At 60.3% G+C, this 24,007-nt stretch carries 20 protein-coding genes and 1 riboswitch; of the genes, 9 read left to right on the top strand and 11 right to left on the bottom strand.

The features are described 5' to 3' along the window. Window positions 1-12: 12 nt before the first annotated feature. The 8 genes from VDP61_RS17505 to VDP61_RS17470 form a co-directional block, all read right to left on the bottom strand. On the bottom strand, window positions 13-1,467 hold the full coding sequence (locus VDP61_RS17505; RefSeq protein ID WP_323008148.1) for a TrkH family potassium uptake protein: 1,455 nt from the start codon (window positions 1,465-1,467) through the stop codon (window positions 13-15). Between the two features lie 57 nt (window positions 1,468-1,524). Then, the gene (locus tag VDP61_RS17500) at window positions 1,525-2,973 is read right to left on the bottom strand and encodes a TrkH family potassium uptake protein (RefSeq protein WP_323008147.1); all 1,449 of its coding nucleotides are present in this window, start codon (window positions 2,971-2,973) and stop codon (window positions 1,525-1,527) included. A gap of 79 nt (window positions 2,974-3,052) precedes the next feature. Then, complete coding sequence (gene folE2 / locus VDP61_RS17495) at window positions 3,053-4,141, bottom strand: GTP cyclohydrolase FolE2 (protein ID WP_323008146.1); 1,089 nt, start codon at window positions 4,139-4,141, stop codon at window positions 3,053-3,055. Between the two features lie 200 nt (window positions 4,142-4,341). Then, complete coding sequence (gene metZ, locus VDP61_RS17490) at window positions 4,342-5,523, bottom strand: O-succinylhomoserine sulfhydrylase (RefSeq protein WP_323008145.1); 1,182 nt, start codon at window positions 5,521-5,523, stop codon at window positions 4,342-4,344. A 48-nt stretch (window positions 5,524-5,571) separates the two neighbouring features. Beyond that, window positions 5,572-5,649, bottom strand: a riboswitch (SAM riboswitch). Between the two features lie 103 nt (window positions 5,650-5,752). Then, on the bottom strand, window positions 5,753-6,361 hold the full coding sequence (locus tag VDP61_RS17485) for an inner membrane-spanning protein YciB (protein WP_323008144.1): 609 nt from the start codon (window positions 6,359-6,361) through the stop codon (window positions 5,753-5,755). Window positions 6,362-6,364: 3 nt separating this feature from the next. Continuing rightward, on the bottom strand, window positions 6,365-7,264 hold the full coding sequence (locus tag VDP61_RS17480; protein WP_323008143.1) for a DMT family transporter: 900 nt from the start codon (window positions 7,262-7,264) through the stop codon (window positions 6,365-6,367). A gap of 100 nt (window positions 7,265-7,364) precedes the next feature. Continuing rightward, a complete protein-coding gene (gene ftsY / locus VDP61_RS17475) occupies window positions 7,365-8,444 on the bottom strand; it encodes a signal recognition particle-docking protein FtsY (RefSeq protein ID WP_323008142.1) in 1,080 nt (359 codons plus the stop codon). A gap of 62 nt (window positions 8,445-8,506) precedes the next feature. After that, window positions 8,507-9,139, bottom strand: coding sequence for a lysoplasmalogenase (locus tag VDP61_RS17470; RefSeq protein ID WP_323008141.1), 633 nt, complete (start codon window positions 9,137-9,139; stop codon window positions 8,507-8,509). A 102-nt stretch (window positions 9,140-9,241) separates the two neighbouring features. Here VDP61_RS17470 and VDP61_RS17465 point away from each other — a divergent pair, with 102 nt between their 5' ends. Together VDP61_RS17465 and VDP61_RS17460 are read left to right on the top strand one after the other, a co-directional pair. Next, complete coding sequence (locus tag VDP61_RS17465) at window positions 9,242-10,276, top strand: alkane 1-monooxygenase (protein WP_323008140.1); 1,035 nt, start codon at window positions 9,242-9,244, stop codon at window positions 10,274-10,276. Between the two features lie 62 nt (window positions 10,277-10,338). Further along, window positions 10,339-10,734 carry a hypothetical protein gene (locus tag VDP61_RS17460; RefSeq protein ID WP_323008139.1) on the top strand — a complete coding sequence of 132 codons (396 nt, stop codon included), beginning with the start codon at window positions 10,339-10,341 and terminating at the stop codon, window positions 10,732-10,734. A gap of 320 nt (window positions 10,735-11,054) precedes the next feature. Here the strand turns inward: VDP61_RS17460 and xseA are convergent, their stop codons facing one another. After that, window positions 11,055-12,647 (bottom strand): exodeoxyribonuclease VII large subunit, encoded by a 1,593-nt coding sequence (gene xseA, locus VDP61_RS17455; protein WP_323008138.1) that lies wholly within the window; start codon window positions 12,645-12,647, stop codon window positions 11,055-11,057. Between the two features lie 70 nt (window positions 12,648-12,717). Here xseA and purD point away from each other — a divergent pair, with 70 nt between their 5' ends. From purD to lhgO, 7 genes are all read left to right on the top strand, one after another. Continuing rightward, window positions 12,718-13,989 (top strand): phosphoribosylamine--glycine ligase, encoded by a 1,272-nt coding sequence (gene purD, locus VDP61_RS17450; RefSeq protein WP_323008137.1) that lies wholly within the window; start codon window positions 12,718-12,720, stop codon window positions 13,987-13,989. 137 nt (window positions 13,990-14,126) lie between these two features. Further along, the gene (locus VDP61_RS17445) at window positions 14,127-15,377 is read left to right on the top strand and encodes an aspartate kinase (RefSeq protein ID WP_323008136.1); all 1,251 of its coding nucleotides are present in this window, start codon (window positions 14,127-14,129) and stop codon (window positions 15,375-15,377) included. A gap of 31 nt (window positions 15,378-15,408) precedes the next feature. Next, entirely contained in the window at window positions 15,409-17,655 is a 2,247-nt protein-coding gene (gene ptsP / locus VDP61_RS17440; protein WP_323008135.1) for a phosphoenolpyruvate--protein phosphotransferase, read from the top strand. A 159-nt stretch (window positions 17,656-17,814) separates the two neighbouring features. Next, the gene (locus VDP61_RS17435; RefSeq protein WP_323008134.1) at window positions 17,815-18,771 is read left to right on the top strand and encodes a TAXI family TRAP transporter solute-binding subunit; all 957 of its coding nucleotides are present in this window, start codon (window positions 17,815-17,817) and stop codon (window positions 18,769-18,771) included. A gap of 78 nt (window positions 18,772-18,849) precedes the next feature. Next, window positions 18,850-20,934 carry a TRAP transporter permease gene (locus VDP61_RS17430; protein ID WP_323008133.1) on the top strand — a complete coding sequence of 695 codons (2,085 nt, stop codon included), beginning with the start codon at window positions 18,850-18,852 and terminating at the stop codon, window positions 20,932-20,934. After that, a complete protein-coding gene (locus VDP61_RS17425; protein ID WP_323008132.1) occupies window positions 20,931-21,287 on the top strand; it encodes a DUF1850 domain-containing protein in 357 nt (118 codons plus the stop codon). The genes VDP61_RS17430 and VDP61_RS17425 overlap by 4 nt, the downstream gene beginning before the upstream one ends. A gap of 120 nt (window positions 21,288-21,407) precedes the next feature. After that, window positions 21,408-22,619, top strand: coding sequence for an L-2-hydroxyglutarate oxidase (gene lhgO / locus VDP61_RS17420; RefSeq protein WP_323008131.1), 1,212 nt, complete (start codon window positions 21,408-21,410; stop codon window positions 22,617-22,619). Window positions 22,620-22,644: 25 nt separating this feature from the next. Here the strand turns inward: lhgO and VDP61_RS17415 are convergent, their stop codons facing one another. Together VDP61_RS17415 and VDP61_RS17410 are read right to left on the bottom strand one after the other, a co-directional pair. Then, a complete protein-coding gene (locus VDP61_RS17415) occupies window positions 22,645-23,484 on the bottom strand; it encodes an EcsC family protein (protein ID WP_323008130.1) in 840 nt (279 codons plus the stop codon). Next, complete coding sequence (locus VDP61_RS17410; protein WP_323008129.1) at window positions 23,481-23,969, bottom strand: N-acetyltransferase; 489 nt, start codon at window positions 23,967-23,969, stop codon at window positions 23,481-23,483. The genes VDP61_RS17415 and VDP61_RS17410 overlap by 4 nt, the downstream gene beginning before the upstream one ends. Between the last annotated feature and the right edge of the window lie 38 nt (window positions 23,970-24,007).

Here is a 24,007-nt window from a genome sequence, read left to right as displayed (position 1 = left end):
GCCTTGCCCCTGTCAGTTCCGCCAAAAGCGGGCAAGAAACAGCACATAGACCGACAGCAATTCCAACCGCCCCACCAACATGCCCGCAATCATGATCCAGCGGGCGGTTGCGGGAAACGCATCCACCGCCCCCGTCGGCCCGACCTCGGCCCCAAAGGCCGGGCCGATATTGGCCACCGCCGTCCAGGATGCCGTAAAGGCGGTTTTGGTTTCAAGCCCGGTCAGGGACAGGGCCACGGCCACCACGCCAAAGGTCAGGATGAACAGCGTGAAAAACACGATGACCGAGTTGATCACATCATTCCCGACGCGCCGCCCTTCATAGCGCACCTCAAGGATCGCAGACGGGCTGTGCAACCGGCGGATCTGTACGCGAATCGCCTCAAACAGAATGAGATATCGAAACACCTTGACCGAACAGCCGGTAGAAGAGGTGCAGCCCCCGATCAGCCCCACCATGATCAGCAAGACAAAAGGAAAAGGGCCCCAGGTTGACAGATCAATCGAGGCGTAACCGGTGCCCGAAAAAGTAGAGACAATGTTGAAACTGCTCTCACGCAGGGATTCCAGAAACGGGCGGTTGAAGTGATACATTTCATAGGCTGTCACCCCCAGCGCTGCATAGGCATTCCAGCGCAGATAGGCCCGCACCTGCGGATCGCGCCACAGCGGCGTAAAGTTTCCCTGCGTCACCTGCACAAAACGAATGAACGGCATCGACGCCAGCAGCATGAATATGATCGCCACAATCTCCATCGAATGGGCGAATTTGCCAAACGAGATATCAGAGCTGGAAAAACCACCCGTGGAAACGGTGGTCAATGCGTGCACCACCGCGTCAAACCCGCTCATTCCCAGCGCGAAATAGCTGGCCGCACAGGCAATCGTCAGCACGATGTAGATCTGGATCAGCGCGCTTGAAATATCCAGCGCGCGGGGCAAGATTTTTCCCAAGGTATCAAAGCCTTCGGACCTGAAAAACTGCATCCCGCCGACCTTCATCACCGGCAAAAAGATCAAGGCGACAATAACAATCCCAAGCCCCCCCAGCCATTGCAGAATGCCGCGCCACAGATTCACCCCCGGCGGCAGCGCATCCAGCCCGGTAAACACCGTGGTTCCCGTGGTGGTCATCCCCGAAACCGCTTCAAACATCGCGTTGGTCACGGTTGCATCCGGCATGCCCAGAATGAACGGCAAGGCCCCGAATGCCGGCAAGGCCACCCATGTTCCCGTCGTCAGAACAAAGCTTTGGCGCAGCGTGATACCATCGCCCTTTTTGGTGCTGTTGGCACAAGACAAGGCCAGCAATGCCCCCGCAAGACAGGTCACGACCGAGGCTTCCAGAAAGGCCATCCAGTTGCGATCCCCTGACATATAATCCAGCGCCATGGGAAACAACATCATCGCCCCCAAGGTGGCAAGAAGCAGACCGATGATATATCCGACGGGGCGAAGATCCAGCATGTCGCAGACTTGAAGCGCCAACGCGCGGCTGTCAACTGCTTGCCGCATATCAGGCGCTCAGCTGCGGTAAAAGCTGGGCAGCACGATCACCAGAATCGCCAATAATCCCAACCGCCCCAGCAGCATCGCCACCGTCATGATCGCAATCGCGCCTTGCGGAAAATCAATGAACGTCCCGGTGCGCAACACCAGGGGGCCAAACCCGTACCCCACATTCCCCAATGTGGTCCAGGCCGCAAACAGCGCCGATACGGTATCGACCCCACTTAGCGAGATCCCCACAGTCATTATCCCCATCAGCAAGATATACCCGGTAAAAAACAGGATCAGCCCGTTCAGCACGTCATTTTCCACGCGCCGCCCATCATATTTCACCGATGCAACCATGTTTGGGCTGGTGATCTGTGCCAGATGCACGCGCAGGGCTGCCAAAGCAACCTGCACCCGAAACACGCTTAACCCCGCAGCCGATGACCCCGAACACGCGCCGATCGTGCCAATCACAAAGGCAACGATCATCATGAACCCGCCCCAGGCGGGAAAAGACCCCGAAAAGAACCCGGTGCTTGACATGATCGAGGTCAGGTTGAACAAGGATTGGCGAAACGCCGGTTCCCACGCCATGCCGCTATGGGCGATCTGCCACAGCGTCACCACGCCGACCGCCAGTGCAAGCCAGCGCAGATAGGCCCGCGCTTGCGCATCCCGCCACAGCGGCTTGGCATCGCCCTTTATCAACTGCACATAGCGCAGATAGGGCAGCGACCCCAACAGCATGAACACCGTACCAACATATTCGCCCGCCCCCGAATATTTCTCAAATGACAGGTCAGACGGCGAAAAACCACCCGTGGCTATCGTCGCCGCGCCGTTTACAATCGCATCCAGCGCGGTCATGCCGACAAGCCCATAACTGATCATACAGGCGACGGTCAGCAGCATATAAACCCGCGCCAGCTCTACCGCCAGGTCAGTCGCACGGGGCAGCTCTTTGCCAAAGGTTTCAAACCCTTCGGTGCGAAAAAACTGCATACCGCCCACGCGCATCAGCGGCAGAAAAATCATCGCGATAAAGGCAATCCCCAACCCGCCAAGCCAATTGAGCATACCCCGCCACAGGTTCATGCCGGCAGGCAGCTCGTCCAGCCCAAAAATCACCGTGGCCCCGGTGGTCGTAATCCCTGAGACTGCTTCAAAATACGCATCACTGAATTGCAGATGCGGCGCGCCCAGATAAAACGGCAAGGCCCCGAATGCGGGCACCACGGTCCAGATGCCCGTGGTCAACAGATAGGCTTGTTTCACGGAAAGGGTGGTTCGCAAGGCGTTTTGCGTGGTCATCACCACACAAACCCCGACAAATCCGGTGACAAGCGCAGCCTCACAAATCCGCCAGCCATTGCGCAGGCCATCGTATAAATCAACCAACGCCGGCGCCATCATCAAAATGGCCAAGACGATCAGGATACGCCCGATCACATAGGCAACGGGACGTATTTCTATCATGATGCGCCAAGCGGTAGCGCTGCGCCATCAAAACGTCAATTGGTCAATTTCGGCATGATCAGCCGACATGAAACCCCGATCAACCGATATGAAACAATGTCGTGAACAGCTTGGGGTCAAGACTGGTGGCGGCGAACGTTTCTCCGATCGTCAACACGCTGACGGCGTCATGGCTGTGCAGGCTTTCCTGGTGGCTGGCGACAATCCGAAAATCGCCAACGCGCGGATCGGCCTGCAACTGGGCGCAAAAACTGCGCGCGGCGTCTTCGACAAAAATCGGATGGGCGGCGTTCAACTCGGCAAAGGCCTGTTCGTCCTCACGCTTTACCATCACTTGCGTTTCCGTCGGAACCCCTGCCCGCGCCAGATCAATAAGGTCTTCGAACCACAAGCATTTATCCCCCACCAACTCGACCGAGATCCGCGCGACCGACCGTTGGCTGTGCGGCGTGGCAAGCTGGCCCCGTGTCCGGCGCGCATGTTCCGACAGTTCCAGCGAACAGGGACATGTGCTGGAATACACATAATCCAGATGCATGATGGTTTTGCGCGTGCCCCCCACATCGACCAATTCCAGCGCAATATCGTAATACTGCCACCCCGACAGGCCCGAACGCAGGCTTTCAATCTTCATCGGAAAGGAAAATCGCATCTGGATTCGGGCATCAAAACTGTCAAGATCCCGCTTGTAATCCTCCAAAGCGCGTTCTATCACTTTGTAACTAAATGATTTTTCAGCATAGACATAAAACGACCGCATGATGCGGCTCATGTTTATGCCCTTCTTTTCTGCTTCAAGGCTGACCGTCCCTGTAACGCTGGTTTCCAGCATCACATCGGCCCCATCGCGGGTATGGTAACGGATCGGCAAGCGAAAATTGGAAATGCCGACATGCTGGATCAAGGTTTTCTCGCCAACAATCAGGCTGGACGGGCCATTCTGCAAATCCGGCAAATCGGCCTTATAGGCTGCGTCAACCTTGAAATCCTCTGGATAGACCGAGCAAAGCGCCGGGTAACTGCCCCCCAATAGCGCGCGCGCCGCAGGGCCCATGGCCGCGATATCGGCGGCGCTGGCCCGGCCGGCCCAAGCCCGCAGCACCGCCAAAGCGGCCTCTGCCGCGTCACGGCTTGGCGTTTGCTCTGCCTCAGGCACCTGAATGTTCATGGCATCCCCCAACCGGATTGCGGCCCAATAGAAAGCCCTGTCGTGACGACTTAGGTTCGCTTCGTTGAAATTGCAAATCAAAGTCCTGAATTCGGCCCGCAAACGCGGCACATGCAAAACACCGGGCCCCGCACGCTTTCACCATAGCAGGCCGCGCCCTGCAGCGAAAGAAAATCAGCCCATCGCCCGCAATGCCCCGCTCACACCGCCGCCAAACCCTGCATCAGATCACTGATCAGATCCTCCGGGTCCTCCAACCCGACCGACAGCCTGATAAGCCCCGGCGAAATGCCCAGATCAGCCTTTTGCGCCGGGGGCAGGCGTTGATGGGTCGTCGTGTAAGGATGCGTCACAATCGTTTTGGCATCGCCCAGGTTGTTGGAAATCTTGATAATCTCCAGCGCGTTCATAAACCGGAACGCTGCGTCCTTGCCGCCCTTGATGTCAAAGGCCAGCATCGTGCCGCCAGAACCCAGTTGCCGGGCCGCCAAATCGGCCTGGGGGTGGCTATAGAGGCCCGGATAAATCACTCGCTCCAACCGCGAATCGCCCTCCAGCGCCGCCGCTACCCGCGCCGCCGCCTCGGCCATCGCCCGGCAACGCAGATCCAGCGTCGCCATCCCGTTCAGCATGATCCAGGCGGTAAACGGGCTCATGGAGCCGCCGGTATGCTTGACATAGGGCTCGACCACCTTGCGAATAAAGTCGCGCGTGCCACAAATCACCCCGCCCAGCGCCCGGCCCTGCCCATCCACATGTTTTGTCGTCGAATACACCACCACATCCGCCCCCTGCGCCACCGCCTTGGAGAAAATCGGCGTGGCAAAGACGTTATCCACAACAACAACCGCACCAACCCTATGGGCAATCGTGGCAACCGCTTCAATATCAACCAGTTCCAGCATGGGGTTCGACATCGACTCAAAGAACACGGCCTTGGTGCCCGGCACACAGGCCTTTTCCCACGCCACAAGATCTGCCCCATCAACAAAGGTCACCTTGACGCCAAACCGCGTCAGCACATCTTCCAGAATATACAGGCATGACCCGAACAGCGCCCGCGACGACACCACATGATCGCCTGCCTTCAGCATCGAGGTCAGCGCCCCCGACACCGCCGCCATACCGCTCGCGGTTGCAAACGCGTCTTCGGTGCCCTCGATCGCGGCAATGCGGTCTTCGAACATCCGCACCGTGGGGTTGCCATAGCGCGCATAAATAAACTCATCCGGGCCGGCCTTTATGAACCGTGCTTCGGCGGCTTCCGCGCTGTCATAGGCAAAGCCCTGGGTCATGAAGATAGCCTCGGCCATCTCGCCATATTGGCTGCGGCGGCTGCCCTCATGGACCAGTTGCGTGCGTGTTTTCCAGTTTTTCGTCATCGGCCCTGCCCTTCATTCAATGAAAAACCCGGCAACCCAAAAGGCGCCGGGGCAAAATCCGAAACCTCTTTAGCGGAGTTTTTAACGTGGCCCGCAATCCAGTACCAAAGCGCCACGAAAACCCAATTACGCCCAAGCTGCAGCAAGGTCAACGCCCGCCGGTATTTGCCGCCCGCCCGGGTTCAGTACCGCACCTTCAATCGGCCCCAAGCCCCGGCATGCAGGCGGCTCATGGCTTTTCATCGGTTTTCTCAACCCCGTATTTTGCGAAAACCCGGCTTTGGGTCATGAAAAACAAAAACAAGGCGGCGGTCAGCCCGAAGGTCTTGAAGTTGACCCAGATCTCGGTTGAAAATCCGCGCCAGATCACCTCATTCAACACTGCAAGGATGGCGAAAAACAAGGCGAGCCGTTTGGTCAGTATCAGCCAGCCCGTCTGTTCCATCGGCAAAAGCTCTCCCATCAGGGTCTTGAGATAGGATTCGCCCCGCAGCAGGCCAAAGCCAAGAATCGCTGCGAAAAGCGCGTAAATCATCGTCGGTTTCATCTTGAAAAACCGCTCGTCATTCAGCCAAACCGAAAGCCCGCCAAAAATCACGACCAGAACCACGGTCAATATCTGCATCCTTGACAGCTTGCCGGTCAGCGCCCATAGAATCCCGGTTGAAACCAGCATCAACGGAATGAAGGCCGCCGTAACGACGATGAAGCCTGCGTAATCCGTACCGCCAATGGTGAAAACCTGATCTTTCAGTTTGATGTAGCCGATAAAGAACGCGGCCACCGGCCCCAGTTCCAAAAGCAATTTCAGCCCGCCACTGATTTTTCGTTCCGCCATGTCTTATCCCATCATTTCCACAATCACGGCCCCGGCCGCGATCAGGGCCATCAGCCCCAGTTGCCCCCGTGTTACCCGTTCTTTCAGCACCAACCAACCAATCAATGCGGCAAAAACCGTCGAGGTTTCGCGCAGCACCGCCGCCTCGCCCACCTTGTCCAGCCGCGTCGCCATCAAGATCGAGCCAAAGCTGAAAAATGCCACAAACGCCCCCAGCAGGCCGCGCCGAAACAGCGGCCCCGCCACAGCACGCGTCAGGCCCATCAATTCGCGCCGCATCACAATCGGCATGAAAAACCCGTCCAGCATGAAAAACCACGCCAGAAAGGTAAACGGGTCATAGGTCGCGCGGATGCCGTAAGCGTCATAAGTCGTATAAAGCGCCACAAACGCCCCGGTTGCCACCGCAAAGCCCAGCGCCTGCACCAATGTTTCACGGGCCACCACCACATAGCGCAGATTATAGGCCGCCAGCCCGAAAATTCCCGACAGCAACACCGCCAGGCCCAGCCATTGCCCCAGTGTAAAATGCTCGCCGAACCAGACCATAGCGCCCAAAACGGCAAACAGCGGCCCGGTGCCGCGCACCACCGGATAAACCACGGTATAGGCCCCACGGCTGTAGGTCATGGCTTGCAGATATTTATAGCCCGCGTGGATCAGCATCGCTCCGGCGAAAATCACCCACATATGCGGCTCTGGCCAAGGCACGACAAACAGCGCAAAGGGGGCCGCGATCAGCGCGTAGCAAATATCAATCGCGGCACGCGACATCCAGGGATCATGTTTGCCCTTTTGCAAAGCGCCAAAAAGCGCGTGCAAGACAGCGGCGAGCAACGCCAGCGCCAGTGCCAGATCATGGCCTGCCGGCGTGCCTTCAAGGGTGCGAATCCAATCGCTCAACCGTAGCGGTGGGGGGCCAGCCCCCGCCCTCCATCGGGCTTGAACCGATGCTGCCCGATGGTCGGCCCCCCAAGATATTTGAACCGAACAGAAAGGAGGTTCATTTATCGACCCCAACAAGGGCGGCGGCAAAGTCTTCGGGATCAAAGGCGGCGAGATCGTCAATTTGTTCGCCCACGCCGATTGCATGGATCGGCAGGCCGAATTTATCCGCCAGGGCCACCAACACACCGCCCTTGGCCGTGCCGTCCAGCTTGGTCATCACAAGGCCCGACACATTGGCAAGGTTGCGAAAAATTTCAACCTGATTGACGGCATTCTGGCCGGTGGTAGCATCAAGCACCAGCAAGGTGTTATGCGGGGCCTCGGGGTCTTTCTTGCGGATCACGCGAACAATCTTGGTCAGCTCCTCCATCAGATCAGCCCGGTTCTGCAATCGGCCCGCGGTGTCGATCAGCAGCAAATCGGCGCCGCTTTCCTGTGCCTTTGTCATCGCGTCAAAGGCAAGGCTTGCCGGGTCCGACCCTTCGGGTGCAGTCAGCACCGGCACCCCCGCGCGCTGGCCCCAGACCTGCAACTGTTCCACCGCTGCCGCGCGGAATGTATCGCCCGCCGCGATGACCACTGATTTTCCAGCCGCCTTGAACTGGCTGGCAAGCTTGCCGATGGTCGTGGTTTTTCCTGAACCATTGACCCCCACAACCAACACCACCTGCGGGCGCTTGGCATAAAGCGGCATTGGCCGCGCAACCGGCTCCAGGATACGGGCGACCTCGGCGGCCAGCGCTTGTTTTATTTCTGTCGCGCTGACGCGCCTACCCATCCGGCCCTCGGCGATATTGGCGGTGACACGCAACGCGGTTTCCACGCCCATATCGGCCTCAATCAGCAGTTCCTCCAGGCTTTCCAGCATGGCATCATCAAATTCACGTTTGGCCTCGGCGGGGCCCTGCCCCATGAACCGGCCAAGGATACCGGGTTTGGGCGCATGTGGCTTTGGCGGTTGGGGGCCGGCCGCAGGGGCAGAAACCGAGGGGATGGCCGCGCGGGCTTGCTCGGGCAGCGCGGCCTTTGCCACCTTGTCCGCCACTGCATCCTCGGCAACCAGCGCCTCCAGCCCTTCCGAGATTTTATCCGAAGAGCGGAACATCTTGTCGCGGAGTTTTTTGAAGAACGACATCGCTGCCCCCAGAAAAATGGCTTTCCCCTCACCTAATCAATCCGACCGTGCAGGGAAAGGGCTTAAGCCGCCCAAAGCGCGCCTTGCAAGATAAGAAACTGGCCCATCCAATAGGCCACCCAAAGCGTGACCGCCAGAATCCAGCGCTTTGACGCGGTGGGGAAAACGAACAGGGCCAGCGCCAGCAACACATCCGACAGGATGAACAGCCCCGCCCCGGCCAGGACAAGGGGCGCAGATTGGCCAAGCGCCGCGATCCCCATCGCCGTGATCACCGCCACATAGCCACGCACCGGCCAGCGCAGCGCGCCGGTGTGCGGTGCAAGCCACAGCTCGGTCGAGGCGGCAAGGGCGATCAGCACCAGCGCCAAAGGCACCGCATAGGGGGCCGCCGCGCCCGCCAACCCGATGAAATAAACCGTATAGGCCAAATGCCCCGCAGCAAAGGCAGCCATACCTGCCAGAAAAGCCCTGGTTCCGGGCCGCGACAGAAAAAAATCCCCCAACGCCCCAAGGCCAAGCCCGGCCACAACCCAGATCGGGGCATCCAGCGCTGCGGCGGCAAGCGCCAGAAACGCCATGGCGCCGGTTTTGATCGCACTGCGTGGCCAGTTTGACCCCGCCCGCCAGCAATAGCCCGCGCCATAAACCACGGCAAGCCCTGCCGCCGCACCCATCCAATACTGAAGGATCATTTCACTTTCCTCTCACCGTCCTGTCGCTATGTTAGGCGCGAATACCCGTGGCTTGCCATGCAAAAGGCGCCCCCCCAAGGAAAGCAAGGCTTGATGCCGCGAATGTTCCTCTTTGCTCTGGCCGCCCTGACGCCCTTTGGGCTGCTATGCCTCGCCGTGCCGTTTGGCGGCGGGTGGGGGCTGTTGGCACTTGGGTATATGGGGCTGTTTACCGTGTTAATGGACCAATTCGTGCCGGTGGTCATGCCTGATGCGCCCGAAGGGGCAGAGTTTCCTGCGGCGAATGTCTTGCTGGTCGCCTTGGCACTGGCGCATCTGGTCGCTTTTCCGCTGGTCACATGGGCGGTTGCCGGGCCAAGCGGGCTTGCGCTATGGGAACGCGGGCTGTTGGCACTCGCGGCGGGGCAATGGTTCGGGCAGGTATCCAACCCCTGCGCGCATGAATTGATCCACCGTGGCAACCGCGCGCTTTATGCCTTGGGCGTTACCGTTTACGCGACGATGCTGTTTGGCCATCACAGCTCGGCGCATCGCTTGGTGCATCACCGCCATGCCGCAAGTCTGGCCGACCCCAACACCGCGCGGCGTGGCGAAAGCTTTTACCAATTCTGGCCGCGCGCCTGGGCCGGCTCGTTCCGTGCAGGCTGGCAGGCCGAAGCCGCATTGCGGCGGGGCAAGGCTGTGCATCCCTATTATATCTATGGGCTGATATCGGCGGCCTCTTTGGCACTGGGCTTTGCGCTGGCAGGGATTGGCGGGCTGCTGGTCTGGCTGGGCCTTGCGATTTACGGCCACAGCCAGTTGTTGCTGGCCGATTACGTCCAGCATTACGGGCTGCTACGCGCCACGCTGCCCAATGGCAAACTGGAACCGGTGAATGAGCGGCATAGTTGGAACGCGCCGCATTGGTTTTCCTCGGCGCTGATGCTGAATGCGCCGCGTCATTCCGACCATCACGCCCACCCCAACCGCCCCTACCCGGCGCTGCGCCTGCCCGCACAGGAAAAGGCACCCTACCTGCCCTATCCCTTGCCGCTTTGCTGTGCGTTGGCCCTTGCGCCGCGCCGCTGGCAGCGCATCATGGCGCGGCCTTTGCAAGGCTGGCAAGACAACAGCGCAGCCCAAACGGAGCTGTGACTGGAAATCCCTGGCGCTTTCAGGCATCCTGCCCAAATCCAGATCGCAATGAGAGGCCCCCCATGCGCGCTTTCACCCTGTCCCTTGCCCTGCTGTCCGGCGCGGCCGCCTCTGCCCAGACCACCATGACCGGCAAAGAGTTTGAGGCCTACGCCACCGGCAAAACCCTTACCTATGCGTCGGAAGGTCAGGTTTACGGGGTCGAGCAATACTTGCCCAACCGCCGGGTTCGCTGGGCGTTTGTGGATGATACCTGCCATATCGGCCACTGGTACGAAGATGCCGGCGAGATTTGTTTTGTTTATGAGCATGACGCCACCCCGCAATGCTGGACCTTTCAGATCAGCGAAGGCAAGCTGATGGCGCGGTTTGTGTCAAACCCACCAGACACCCAATTGAAAGAGGTCAATCAAACGTCAGAGCCTCTGGCCTGTACCGGGCCGGATGTCGGGGTATAAAGCCGCTCTGGCCCCCGCCCCGCCCCCTTCGCATCGTCCCTCCCCCAAAGGCGCTGCTTGGTTGGCCATTGGGGGATCGGTTCTTTTGTGCAAAACTGCACTTGCGTTCAACGCCGCACGCGCCCCCCAGGTGCCAGGTGATTTTTCGTAGAAAAATCGGGGCGCTCATGCGGCAAGCTGACAGGTATCAACCACGCCAATGCGTTTCGCCTTGAACCTGAATCACAAAGCGCTGTCTGAAATCATGGATTTCACCGCGAACTGTGTCCGTCCTTTTTTCAAGCCAAGGCCGAAACGAAGCGGATGGGGCGCGACACGCTTTAGAACAGACTGCCCTGTTCGCCGGGTGATGCAGGCGGGGTTTTCGGCGGGGTGGGTTTGCTCGGCTTGGCAGGTCCGTCTGCAAGCGCCAAGCGCCCGTCATGGAACTCGATTTCCAGTGGCCCTGCGCTCTCGGCCTCGGCTTTGGACGTGACCACCCCTGCCGCACCGCGCACCACCGCATAGCCGCGCAACAAGGTTTCGCGGTAGCCCAGCGTTTGCCGGGTGCGGTCCAATGCCTCCAGCCGTTTGCCCAGATCGGCAAGGCGCTGCGCGGGGGCGGTTTCCAAGCGCGCGCCCAGCCCCGCCAGTTTCTCACGCGACCGCACAAGCTCGCGCGCGGCATCGGCAAAAGCCCGGTCCAGCGCAGGCGGCAACCGCGACGACAGCAGGCCAAGGCGCTCGTTTACCCGCTCCATCCGCCGCGTCTGGACCTGCGCCAGCGCACGGCCGCGCTCCTCCAGCCGGTCGCGTCGCCGCGCCACCAGATCCAGCAACAACCGGGGTCGCATCGGGGCCGCCACCCGGTCCAGCGCGCTGTGCTTGGCACTGGTCGCAAGCACCAAAGCCCCGCCAAGCCGCCCCGACCACAAATCAAACCGCTGTGCTGCGCCTTGTGTCAAACTGTCCAGCCGTGGCAAAGCGCGGCCAAGATCGCGCAGGCGCTGGCCCCGCAGCCCCACCCCCTGCACGATCGCCCGGCTCAGCCGCGCGCCCTGCCCATCAAGGCCCGCAATCAATTCCATCCGTACCGGCACCGCCATTTCGGCGGCAGCCGTAGGGGTTGGTGCCCGTCGGTCACTGGCGTAATCAATCAGCGTGGTGTCGGTTTCATGCCCGACAGCCGAGATCAGCGGAATCTGGCTTTCCGCCGCCGCCCGCACCACGATTTCCTCGTTGAAGCCCCACAGATCCTCCAAAGACCCACCACCGCGCGCCACGATGATCAGGTCTGGGCGTGGCACAGGCCCCCCCGGCTTGATCGCGTTGAAACCACGGATCGCCGCGGCCACCTCGGGTGCGCAGGCCTGCCCCTGCACCGCCACCGGCCAGATCAGCACATGGCGCGGGAAACGGTCGCGCAAACGGTGCAGAATATCGCGGATAACCGCCCCGGAAGGCGAGGTGATCACCCCGATAACCTTGGGCAAATACGGCAAGGCCCGTTTGCGCCCCGCGTCAAACAGCCCTTCCGCCGCCAGTGCCTTGCGCCGCGCCTCCAGCATCGCCATCAAGGCGCCAGCCCCTGCGGGGACAACGCTTTCCACGATCAACTGATATTTTGACTGGCCCGGAAAGGTGGTCATGCGGCCCGTGGCCACGACCTCCATCCCTTCCTCGGGCCTGACCTCCATCTTGGAAACCTGGCCTTTCCAGCTGATCGCGGCAATCACCGAACGATCATCTTTCAGGTCGAAATACATATGCCCGGAGGCGGGGCGCGACACCCGCCCGACCTCACCGCGCACGCGCACAAGGCCGAATTCGCCCTCGATCATGCGTTTTACCGCGCCGGACAGCTCCGACACCGTGAATTCAGGTGAATTGCCGCCAAGATTGCCACTGGGGGCGTCTTCGAACAGGTCAGACATATGCACCCTTCTTGTGATCCGCACCGACAGACTTTAGAACGCCTGCCAACAAAGGCCAAGCGGGGATGCCATGAATATCTTGATTTTGGGAAGTGGCGGGCGCGAACACAGCCTTGCCTGGGCGATAAAGCAAAACCCGAAATGTGATCGGCTGATCGTGGCGCCAGGCAATGCGGGCATTGCGATGCTGGCCGAATGTGCCGATTTCGACATTATGGACAGCGCGGCGGTTGTAACCTTCTGCGAAGAAAACGCCGTCGATTTTGTGGTGATCGGCCCCGAGGCCCCCCTGGCCGCTGGCATTGCCGATGCGACCCGCGCCGCAGGTATCCTGACTTTTGGCCCCTCGGCAGCCGCCGCACGGCTAGAGGCATCCAAGGCCTTTACCAAACAGATTTGTGATGCCTGTGCGGCCCCGACCGCTGGCTATGCCCATTTTGCCGATGCCGATGCCGCAAAGCGCTATGTGACCGAAACGGGCGCGCCTTTGGTCATCAAGGCCGATGGCTTGGCGGCTGGCAAAGGCGTGATCATGGGCATGACATTGCCCGAGGCACTGGCCGGTATTGACGAGATTTTCGGCGGGGCCTTTGGGGCTGCGGGCGCGGAAGTGGTGATTGAGGAGTTCATGGAGGGCGAGGAGGCCAGCCTGTTCATCTTGTCGGATGGGGTGAATTGCCTGCCCATCGGCACCGCCCAGGACCACAAGCGCGTGGGCGACGGCGATACTGGCCCCAATACCGGCGGCATGGGGGCCTATAGCCCGGCGCCGGTGCTGACCGATGCGATTATGGAACAGGCGATGGCGCAGATCGTGCGGCCCACCGTGGCAGAAATGGCACGGCGCGGCACACCGTTTCAAGGCGTGCTTTATGCCGGCTTGATGATCAAGGACGGCCACGCCCGGCTGGTGGAATACAACGTGCGCTTTGGCGACCCGGAATGTCAGGTCTTGATGATGCGTCTGGGCGCGCAGGTGCTGGATTTGCTGCTGGCCTGCGCCCAGGGGCATTTGGCGCGCGCAAAGGTGAAATGGGCCGAAGACCATGCGCTGACGGTTGTCATGGCCGCGAATGGCTATCCGGGCAAGGTTGAAAAAGGCAGCGTGATTGCGGGATTGGGCGATTTGCCCGAGGACAGTTTCAACATGGTGTTTCACGCAGGCACCGCCACAGAGGCGGGCCAGATCACGGCTATCGGCGGCCGCGTACTGACCGTAACCGCACGCGGAGACAGCCTGCACGCCGCCCACCGCCGCGCCTATGCAATGGTTGATGCGATTGACTGGCCCGGTGGCTTTTGCCGCCGCGACATTGGTTGGCGTGCATTGGACCTTGGCTGAACCGCTTTGGCCGATCACGGGGTGCAGGTATTTTTCCAAAATGAAATCAGCAGGGGTCTGCGACAAGACGCGCCCCTTGCACCCGCCACAATTGCCGCATAAAAGCGCGCAAAGTTTAGGGGCCGAAAGAGGGATCTATGCCGGTTCTTGTCATGAAATTTGGGGGCACCTCGGTTGCCGATCTGGCGCGCATCAAAAATGTCGCGCTAAAGGTAAAGCGTGAGGTGGATCGCGGCTATGACGTTATTGTCATCGTCAGCGCGATGTCGGGCAAAACCAATGAGTTGGTTGGCTGGGTCGAACAGACCTCGCCTTTGTTCGACGCGCGCGAATATGATGCCGTAGTGTCCTCGGGCGAGAATGTCACCGCAGGGTTGCTGGCGCTGACCTTGCAGGAAATGGATGTACCCGCCCGCAGTTGGCAGGGCTGGCAAGTGCCGATCAACACCACCTCGGCGCATTCGTCGGCGCGGTTCAAATCCATCCCGACCGATAATATCAACAGCAAGTTTGCCGAAGGTTTCAAGGTTGCCGTGGTCGCCGGATTCCAAGGTGTTTCCCAAGAAGGCCGCATCACCACGCTGGGGCGCGGCGGATCGGATACAACCGCCGTGGCCTTTGCCGCCGCCTTCAAGGCAGAGCGCTGTGATATTTATACCGATGTTGATGGTATTTATACCACCGACCCGCGCATCACCGACAAGGCCCGCAAGCTGGACCGTATCGCCTTTGAAGAAATGCTGGAGCTTGCCTCGCTTGGTGCAAAGGTGCTGCAAACCCGGTCGGTTGAACTGGCGATGCGTTTCAAGGTGCCGCTGCGGGTGCTGTCCTCATTCGGGGATAGCGATGAAAATTCTGGTACTCTTCTGTGTGACGAGGATGAAATCATGGAATCGAAAGTTGTTTCTGGCGTCGCCTATTCGCGGGATGAGGCAAAGATCACCCTTGTAACCGTCGAAGATCGCCCCGGCATCGCCGCTGCGATTTTTGGCCCCCTGTCCGAGGCGGGGGTGAATGTTGACATGATCGTGCAGGATATTTCGGAAAAGGCCGCAGGCGGCGCAGTAACCGACATGACCTTTTCTTGCCCGGTCAATCAGGTTGCCCGCGCCAGCAAAGCCATGGAAGACGCCAAGGCGGCGGGCTCGATCAGCTTTGAATACCTGAACATTGACAGCGATGTTTCCAAGGTTTCGGTTGTGGGCATCGGCATGCGGTCACACGCAGGGGTTGCAGCGACGATGTTCAAGGCACTTTCGACCGAGAACATCAATATCAAGGTCATTTCCACCTCCGAGATCAAAATCTCGGTACTTATTGACCGAAAATATATGGAACTTGCCGTCCAAGCCCTGCATGATGCGTTTGAATTGGACAAGGCGGGCTGATCCGCAGCCCGCAGTTCCAATCCGGAGAGCCATGCCAGACCGCAGTGAAGACGACAGCCGCAAGCTTCTGCGACGTTTGCGTGACAGCCTTGCCGAACCGGGCCACGGCCAGGAGCGGCTGAACCGTATCACCAGCCTCATTGCAGATTCGATGCACACTGAAGTGTGCTCTATCTACCTGTTTCGCGACGAGGAAACGCTGGAGCTATGTGCCACGGAGGGCTTGCGCCCCGAATCGGTCCATAAAACCCGGCTGCGTCTGGGCGAAGGGCTTGTTGGTCGCGTCGCCCGCAGCGCCATTCCGGTAAACACCGCTAACGCGCCGTCTGAAAAAGGCTTTCGCTTCATGCCCGAAACCGGCGAAGAGATTTACTCTTCGTTCCTTGGTGTTCCCATCCAGCGCGTCGGCGAAAAGCTGGGGGTTTTGGTGGTGCAGTCACGCGCCGCGCGGCAATATTCTGACGATGAGGTCTACGCGCTGGAGGTTGTCGCCATGGTTTTGGCCGAGATGACCGAGCTGGGCGCGTTCAATGGCGAGGGAGAGGGAGAGGCCCTTGGCGCCCTGCACAAGCAACCCGTCATGATTCGCGGCGGCACAGGCCAGGAAGGCAGCGCCGAAGGCCAGGTCTGGCTGCATGAGCCGCGCGTGGTTATCACCAACCCGGTGTCGGATGATGCCGAGGCCGAACTGGTTCGCATCCGCGCCGCCGTCGGAGAGTTGCGGGTTTCGGTCGATGATCTTTTGGCCGCCCAAAGCCTTGATAAAGACCAAAAACAGGTGCTTGAGGCGTATCGTATGTTTGCCCATTCCCGCGGTTGGCTGCGCCGGATGGAAGAGGATATTCAGGCCGGCCTATCCGCCGAGGCCGCAGTGGAAAAAGAGCAATCTGCCACCCGTGCGCGCCTGTCGCAGGTGCCCGACGCCTATTTGCGTGACCGCCTGCACGATCTTGATGACCTGTCAAACCGTCTGCTGCGCATTCTGACCGGGCAAGGCCGCGATACCGGGGCCGAGTTGCCGGAAAACCCGGTTCTGGTTGCCCGCAATATCGGCCCTGCCGAACTTTTGGAATACGGGCGCAAACTGCGCGGTGTGGTATTGTCCGAAGGCTCGGTTGGCTCTCATGCCGCGATCGTGGCGCGGGCCTTGGCAATCCCGCTGGTGATCCATGCCGAAGGCATTACCATTGAGGCGCTGAACGGAGACCATATTCTGGTTGATGGCGATCAGGGGTTTGTTCACCTGCGCCCCGAAGAATTGGTTGCCACCGCCTTTCGCGATAAAATCGCGATGCAAACGCAGGCGCAGCAACGCTATGCCGGTTTGCGCGACAAACCTGCGCTGTCGCAAGATGGCCGTTTGATCAGCTTGCAAATGAATGCGGGGCTGATGGCCGATCTGCCCAGCCTGGAAGGCTCGGGGGCGGATGGCGTGGGCCTGTTTCGCACCGAACTGCAATTCCTGATCCGCAATAAAATGCCAAAGCGGGATGAATTGGCCCGGCTCTATGCCCGCGTCATGGATGCTGCCAATGGCCGCCGCGTGGCCTTCCGCACGCTTGATATCGGGTCTGACAAGGTGCTGCCCTATATGAAACCCCAGGATGAGCCGAACCCCGCGATGGGCTGGCGCGCGATCCGTGTGGGTCTTGATAAACCCGGTGTATTGCGGATGCAGGCCCAGGCGCTTATTCGCGCGGCGGCGGGCCGCCCTTTGTCGATCATGTTCCCTTTTATCGCTGAATATGCCGAATATCTTGATGCCCGCGCCCATGTTCTGCGCCAGGTTGACCGCGAGGCCGCGCTTGGCCATGCGATCCCGGCGCAGCTTGAAATAGGGGCCATGCTGGAAACCCCCAGCCTCGCCTTTGCCCCGCGCGCATTTTTCGAAGCGGCAGATTTCATTTCCATTGGTGGCAATGATCTGAAGCAATTCTTCTTTGCCGCTGACCGCGAAAACGAACGGGTACGCCGCCGCTACGACACCTTGAACGCCTCGTTCCTTGATCTCATCCGCCATATTGTTGCGCGTTGCGCTGAAACCGGCACCACCCTTTCGTTTTGCGGCGAAGATGCGGGCCGCCCGGTTGAGGCGGTGGTTCTGGCCGCAATGGGTTTGCAAAACCTGTCGATGCGCCCCGCCTCTATTGGCCCGGTAAAAAGCTTGATCCGCCGCAGCGATCTTGGCGCCTTGCACCGCATCATCGACGCTGAATGTGCAAAGGGCGTCGAAACCGTGCGCCCCGCGGTAATGGATTTTCTGGCAAAACAAAGCTGATCCTGCCCCTTGGCACGGTTTTGCCACCGCTTCAGGCATCTCTTGGCCGTCTGCGTGCATTTTTTTGCCAATAGCCATTGAGCATTGCGCCCGACTTGCCCACACTCGGGCATGATCACGCGCTTGAACCGTGACAGTTACATCCAGGAGGAGGACCCTATGTCAAAAATGACCGCAACCTTGCGCAGCCTTTTGGCCGGTGCCGTTATTGCATCCGCCCCGGCAGCATCGCATGCTCAGGAATTCATCAACGTTCTGACCGGCGGCACCTCGGGCGTTTACTACCCCGTCGGCTCTGCCCTTGCCACGCTTTACGGCGCGAAAATGGACAATGTGCAGGCACAGGTGCAGTCGACCAAAGCCAGTGTTGAAAACCTGAACCTGCTGCAACAGGGCAAGGGCGAACTGGCGCTGGCGCTGGGCGATTCGGTGAAATTTGCCTGGGAAGGCAATGCCGACGCCGGCTTCAAGGCGCCGCTGTCCAAGCTGCGCGGGATCGCTGCCGCCTATCCAAACTATATCCAGATCGCCGCAACCGCCGAAAGCGGCATCAAGACCCTGGCCGATCTGAAAGGCAAAAGCCTGTCGGTTGGTGCGCCGAAATCCGGGACCGAGCTGAACGCCCGCGCCATTCTTGAAGCGGCAGGAATGAGCTATGAGGACATGGGCAAAGTCGAATATCTGCCCTTCGCAGAATCGGTAGAGCTGCAAAAGAACCGCCAGCTTGACGCGTCGTTGCAATCCGCAGGCGTTGGCGTGGCCTCGATCAAGGATCTTGCAACCTCGATGGCGACCACAATCGTTTCGGTTCCTGCCGAGGTCGTCGACGTGCTGGGCGCGCCTTTCGTGGCAGGCATCATCCCCGCCGGAACCTATGAAGGCCAGGCCGAAGATGTGCCTACCGTGGCCGTCATGAACTTTTTCGTGACGCATGAGGATGTTTCGGATGAAACCGCCTATCAGATGACCAAACTGATGTTTGAAAATCTGCCAACCCTGGTTGCGGCCCATAAATCGGCCGAGCAGATCACGCTTGATACCGCACTGAACGGCATGCCGATTCCGCTGCATTCCGGCGCCGAACGGTATTACCGCGAAGTTGGCGTGATCAAGTAAGCCAGACGATTCAGTCACGGGGGCGGCCTTTCACAGCGGGGGCCGCCCCCTCTTTGTCACTGGAAAAGGGCGCAAACCGTGCAAGACACCCAATCACAAACCGATGGCGCAGTGGCGCATCACGACCCGCTGTCTTCGGGTTTTCCGCCGGGCACCGAAGGGCGTATCCTGTTCTGGATCGCCGTTACATTTTCTGCCTTCCAGATCGCCACTGCCGCCCATCTTATTGATTTCGCAAGCCAGATCACCCGCGCCTTTCATGTGGGTTTCCTGATGCTGCTGGGCTTTCCGCTGCTCGCCATCCTGAAAAGCGGCTCCAACACCGCCCGGACGATTGGGTGGGCGATGGCCGCCCTCGGCGTTACGGTGGCGCTGTATCAATGGTGGGAATATGTGCCGCTGATCATGCGCGCGGGCGACCCCATGACCCGCGACATCATCATTGGCTGCATCGCCTTGTTCACCGTGTTTGCCGCCGCCTGGGCGCTGATGGGGCCAGCCCTGCCAATCATTTCCGGCCTGTTCCTGTCATACTGCCTGTTCGGCCAATACCTGCCGCGCCCGTTCAACCATCGCGGCTATGATTTTTCTCAGGTCGTCGACCACATGGCCTTTGGCACCGAAGGTATTTACGGCATCCCGATCTATGTCTCCTCCACCTATATTTTCCTGTTCATCCTCTTCGGCTCTTTTCTGGAAAAAGCCGGGATGATCAAATTGTTCACCGATGTTTCGCTTGGCCTTGTCGGGCACAAGCAGGGCGGCCCGGCCAAAGTGTCGGTACTGTCCTCTGGCCTGATGGGCACCATCTCTGGCTCGGGCGTGGCCAATGTGGTGACCACTGGCCAGTTCACCATTCCCCTGATGAAATCCTTTGGCTACCGCCCCACCTTTGCCGGCGGGGTCGAGGCGACAGCCTCCATGGGCGGCCAGATCATGCCCCCCGTCATGGGCGCCGTTGCCTTCATCATGGCCGAAACCTTGGGCGTGGAATATTTTGAGGTGGTCACCGCCGCGCTCATCCCCGCCATCCTCTATTTCGCCTCCGCCTTCTGGATGGTGCATCTGGAGGCAGGCCGCGCCAACCTGTTGGGCATGGCCATCGCTGATCTTCCCTCGCCGCGCCGCGCGATCCGCGAAGGCTGGCATCTGATCTTGCCCCTCACGGTCTTGGTTTACCTGCTGTTTTCGGGCTATACACCGCTTTATGCAGGCACCATCGGCCTTGCCCTTACCGCGCTGCTTATTCTCGGTGCGGCCGCCGTTCTGAACCTGCCCAAAGGCATCATCCGCGTCCTTTTCTGGATCGCCCTTGGTCTGGTCGCAGCCGCCTTCTTCAAGCTCGGTATCTGGGTCGTCATGACGGCAATCGCCGCCCTTGTCGCAGGGAACGCCCTAAACAAAGGAGGGCGCGAAACCCTTGGTATCTGCCGCGATGCACTGGCAGAAGGGGCCAAAACCGCGCTGCCCGTCGGCATCGCCTGCGCGCTGGTCGGCATCATCATCGGCACCATGACCCTGACCGGCGTCGCCAATACTTTTGGCAGCTTCATCGTCTCGGTCGGTCGTGACAGCCTGATCCTGTCACTGGTGCTGACCATGATCACCTGCATCATCCTCGGTATGGGCATCCCGACCATCCCGAATTACATCATCACCTCGGCCATTGCAGGCCCGGCACTGCTGGAACTTGGCGTGCCGCTGATTGTCAGCCATATGTTCGTGTTCTACTTCGGCATCCTCGCTGATCTGACCCCCCCGGTGGCGCTTGCCTGCTTCGCCGCCGCCCCGATCGCCAAGGAAAGCGGGCTGCGTATCTCCATGCAAGCCATCAAAATCTCTGCCGCCGGCTTTGTGATCCCGTTCATGGCAGTCTATACCCCGGCGCTGATGTTGCAACCCGGCGGTGCGCTGGCCGAAGCAATCGGCTTTGCCCCGGCCGTGGCCTATATCGTGCTGAAGGCCGTGCTTGCGATCGGGCTCTGGGGCACTGCGGTCATTGGCTGGCTCGGCAGGCCGCTGGCCCTGTGGGAACGCATCCTGGCCGTCGCCGCCGCAGGCAGCCTGATCGCCGCGCTCCCCGCTACAGGTGAAATCGGCTTCGCCCTTGTCGCGGCATTCATGGCGCTGATCTGGCTGCGCCGAAAACCGGCCAGGCCATGACCACTTGCCTGATGGTGGGGGCAGCCCTGCTCACCCTCTCCTCCCCAGACTTTACCCTGCGCTGGACCCATTCGGTCGAAAAAATTGACTGGGTCGAATCGTGGCAAATCACCGGCCCGACCCTGACCCTGACCCACGTCGCGATCAAAGGCTCGGGCGCGGGCATGGAGCCTGCCGATGACGCCACCCTGGAAAACGGCTGGTGGGTCTGGCGCCCCGATCAATCGGTCCCGCGCCTTACGCTGGCTGCCTCGGGCGCCACTGGCGCGGGCTGGCATCTTTGCACCACAAGCGGCTGCCAAGATCTTGGCACCAAACCCGGCCCCCCCCTCACCTTGAAACCCTGCCCCTAGCCCGCGCGCCCTCCCCCTAGTCTGCCCCGCTTTCTTTTCGGCAAAAATATCCTGGGGGGAATTGCCGTCAGGCAAGGGGGGCAAGGCCCCCGCTACCCGGCCCCAAACAAAGTGATCCCCATGCCAACCTCATCCACCACAGATTTCGCAATCATCGGCGGCGGTATCGTCGGCCTTGCCACCGCGCTTGACCTGCAAACCCGCCACCCAAAGGCAAAAATCACCCTGCTGGAAAAAGAGCAAAACCCCGCGCTGCACCAAACCGGGCGCAATTCGGGCGTCATCCACGCCGGCGTCTATTATGCCCCCGGCAGCCTCAAGGCCCGGTTCTGCGCGCTTGGCGTCAAGGCCACCCGCGCGTTTTGCGCCGAACATGCAATCCCCACCCACATCTGCGGCAAGCTTATTGTCGCCACCGACGCGTCTGAACTTGCCCGCATGGTCACTCTCGAATCCCGCGCCCGCGCCAATGGAATAGAGATTGAGCGCCTGACAGCCGAGGAGGCCAAGAGGCTGGAACCCAATATCACCACCACTGGCGCGCTGCTCTCGCCGTCTACCGGGATCGTCGATTTTGCCGTGGTCGCGCTGAAAATGTCCGAAATCTTTACCCGTTGCGGCGGCGAGATTCGCCTGAACACCCGCGTCACCGGCGGGGATGAAACGGCGCAGGGCGTCACCTTGCACACCAGCCAAGGCGTGCTTTCAGCCGGTAAGGCGGTGTTTTGTGCGGGTCTGCATGCCGATCGCATGGCCCGCCGCTTTGGCGCAGACATCAATTTCCGCATCATTCCCTTTCGCGGCGATTATTTCGCGATCCAAAACCAACCGGATGATCTGGTTCAACACCTGATCTACCCCGTCCCCGACCCAGAGCGCCCCTTTCTTGGTGTCCACCTGACCCGCAAAATGAACGGCGGCTTTACCGTTGGCCCGTCAGCGGTACTGGCCGGCGCGCGCGAAGGCTATGGCAGGTTCAGCCTGAACCCCGCCGATCTCGGCTCGGCTCTCAGCTATGCCGGTTTTTGGAAACTCCTTGCCCGGAATGCAAGGTCTGCGGTGGATGAACTGGGCTCATCCCTGTCCAAACAACGCTATCTGAAAAAGGTACAGAAATACTGCGCCCGCATCACGCTTGCCGATCTTGCCCCCTATAAATCAGGGGTGCGCGCCCAGGCTGTGACCCCGGATGGCAAGATCATCGACGATTTCCTGTTTGTCGATACACGCCACAGCCTGCATGTCTGTAACGCCCCCTCGCCCGCGGCCACCTCGGCAATTCCCATCGCGCGCCACATCACCGACCGTCTGCTGGGGGACAGCAGGCCGTAATCTGCCCGCCCCAAGTATCACCGCTTCAGGGGGCGATTTCCCGCACCTTCAATTCCTGTTCGAACGCAGCGCGTACTGGTTCGGCCCCATGCAAAACCGTCAGCCGCAGCAGGCCAAAACGAATATGCGCCAATTCGCGGTAATGCGTCAAAAATGCCGCATTCAGCCCGGCGCCCGACAACGCCCCCAGCACCGGCACCGATTGCGCCGCCAGCTTCTGGCCAAGCACCGTAGCGAATCCGGGAACAATCTTGGCCAGCAGACTGTGCAAGGCCGGGCCCGTCAGCGTCATGCGCGCACCGATGAATGAGGTGTTGATACCGTCATCCTCCGCCAGCGGCCCGCCAGACATCAACACACGCAGCGCCTCGGCCCGCACCTCGGGCAGGCCGGTGTCAAAGCCCTCGGCCTCGGCTGCGCGCAAGATCGTGTGCAAGATCACGGTAACGGTCACCGGAAGTTCGGCCAGCGCGGTGACAATTCCGCCCGCGCCCCCTATCGCCCCGGTCAGCGCCGCCAGCGCCGGGGCCGCGCGTGGCCCGAAATCGGGCGCATGCCGCCCATGGCCCGCAACCGTAACTGCACGCGTCAATGCCTCGGTGGTGATGCGTTCAATCTGACGGCGCAGACCAACCGGCAAATGATCCATCTGGTCTTCAATCTTGCCGCCGAATTTGTTGAGAAGTCGAATCAAGGGCCCATTCGCCTTGAGCTGCCGCGCGGCAAGCCTGGAAATCTCTGGCCCCGGATCGGGGGTCAGCAGGCTGGGCAACGGGTAAGTGATTTCTTGGTCCATCGCATAAAGATAATGCGCCGCCTTGTGCAAAACAAGCGGCGGCGAACAGCCTTGCGAAAGCGCCCTCATGGTAGGGCGCGGGTCACCTCGCCGATAACGCCGTCCCAGGCGCCTTCGTCCAGCGCAATTCCCAGAACCCGGTCAGGGTTGGTCGGCGGCGGCATCACCACGCCCTGCAGCTTGGCAAAACCAAAGCGGCTGTAATAGGGGGCATCACCGACCAGCAGCACCCGTGCTGCGCCCAGTTCCCGCGCCCGTGCCAGGCTTTCAGTGATCAGCAATGCCCCCAACCCCTCGCCTTGCCGGGTTGGATGCACTGCAATCGGCCCCAGCAGCAAAATATCCCAACCGGCAACCCTGGCCGGCCAAAACCGGATGGCAGCAGCCAAAACCCCCGTTGCATCGCGCAGCACAAGGCAAAGCGGTGCAACCGTTGGCACGCCCTCACGCAAGCGATACGAGGAAAGCGCCGTGCGGCCCGGTGCAAAACACAGGTCATACAGGGCCTCGACCTCCCAACCATCGGCTTCGGTTTCTACGCTCAAACGGTACAAAACCGGCACCCTCCGTCAAATCCATTCGCGCGACACCG

Source organism: Pseudorhodobacter sp., from assembly GCF_034675685.1.
GTDB lineage: Bacteria > Pseudomonadota > Alphaproteobacteria > Rhodobacterales > Rhodobacteraceae > Pseudorhodobacter.
Note: the sequence above shows the minus strand (reverse complement) of the source record. Positions and strands in the feature narration are given on the sequence as shown.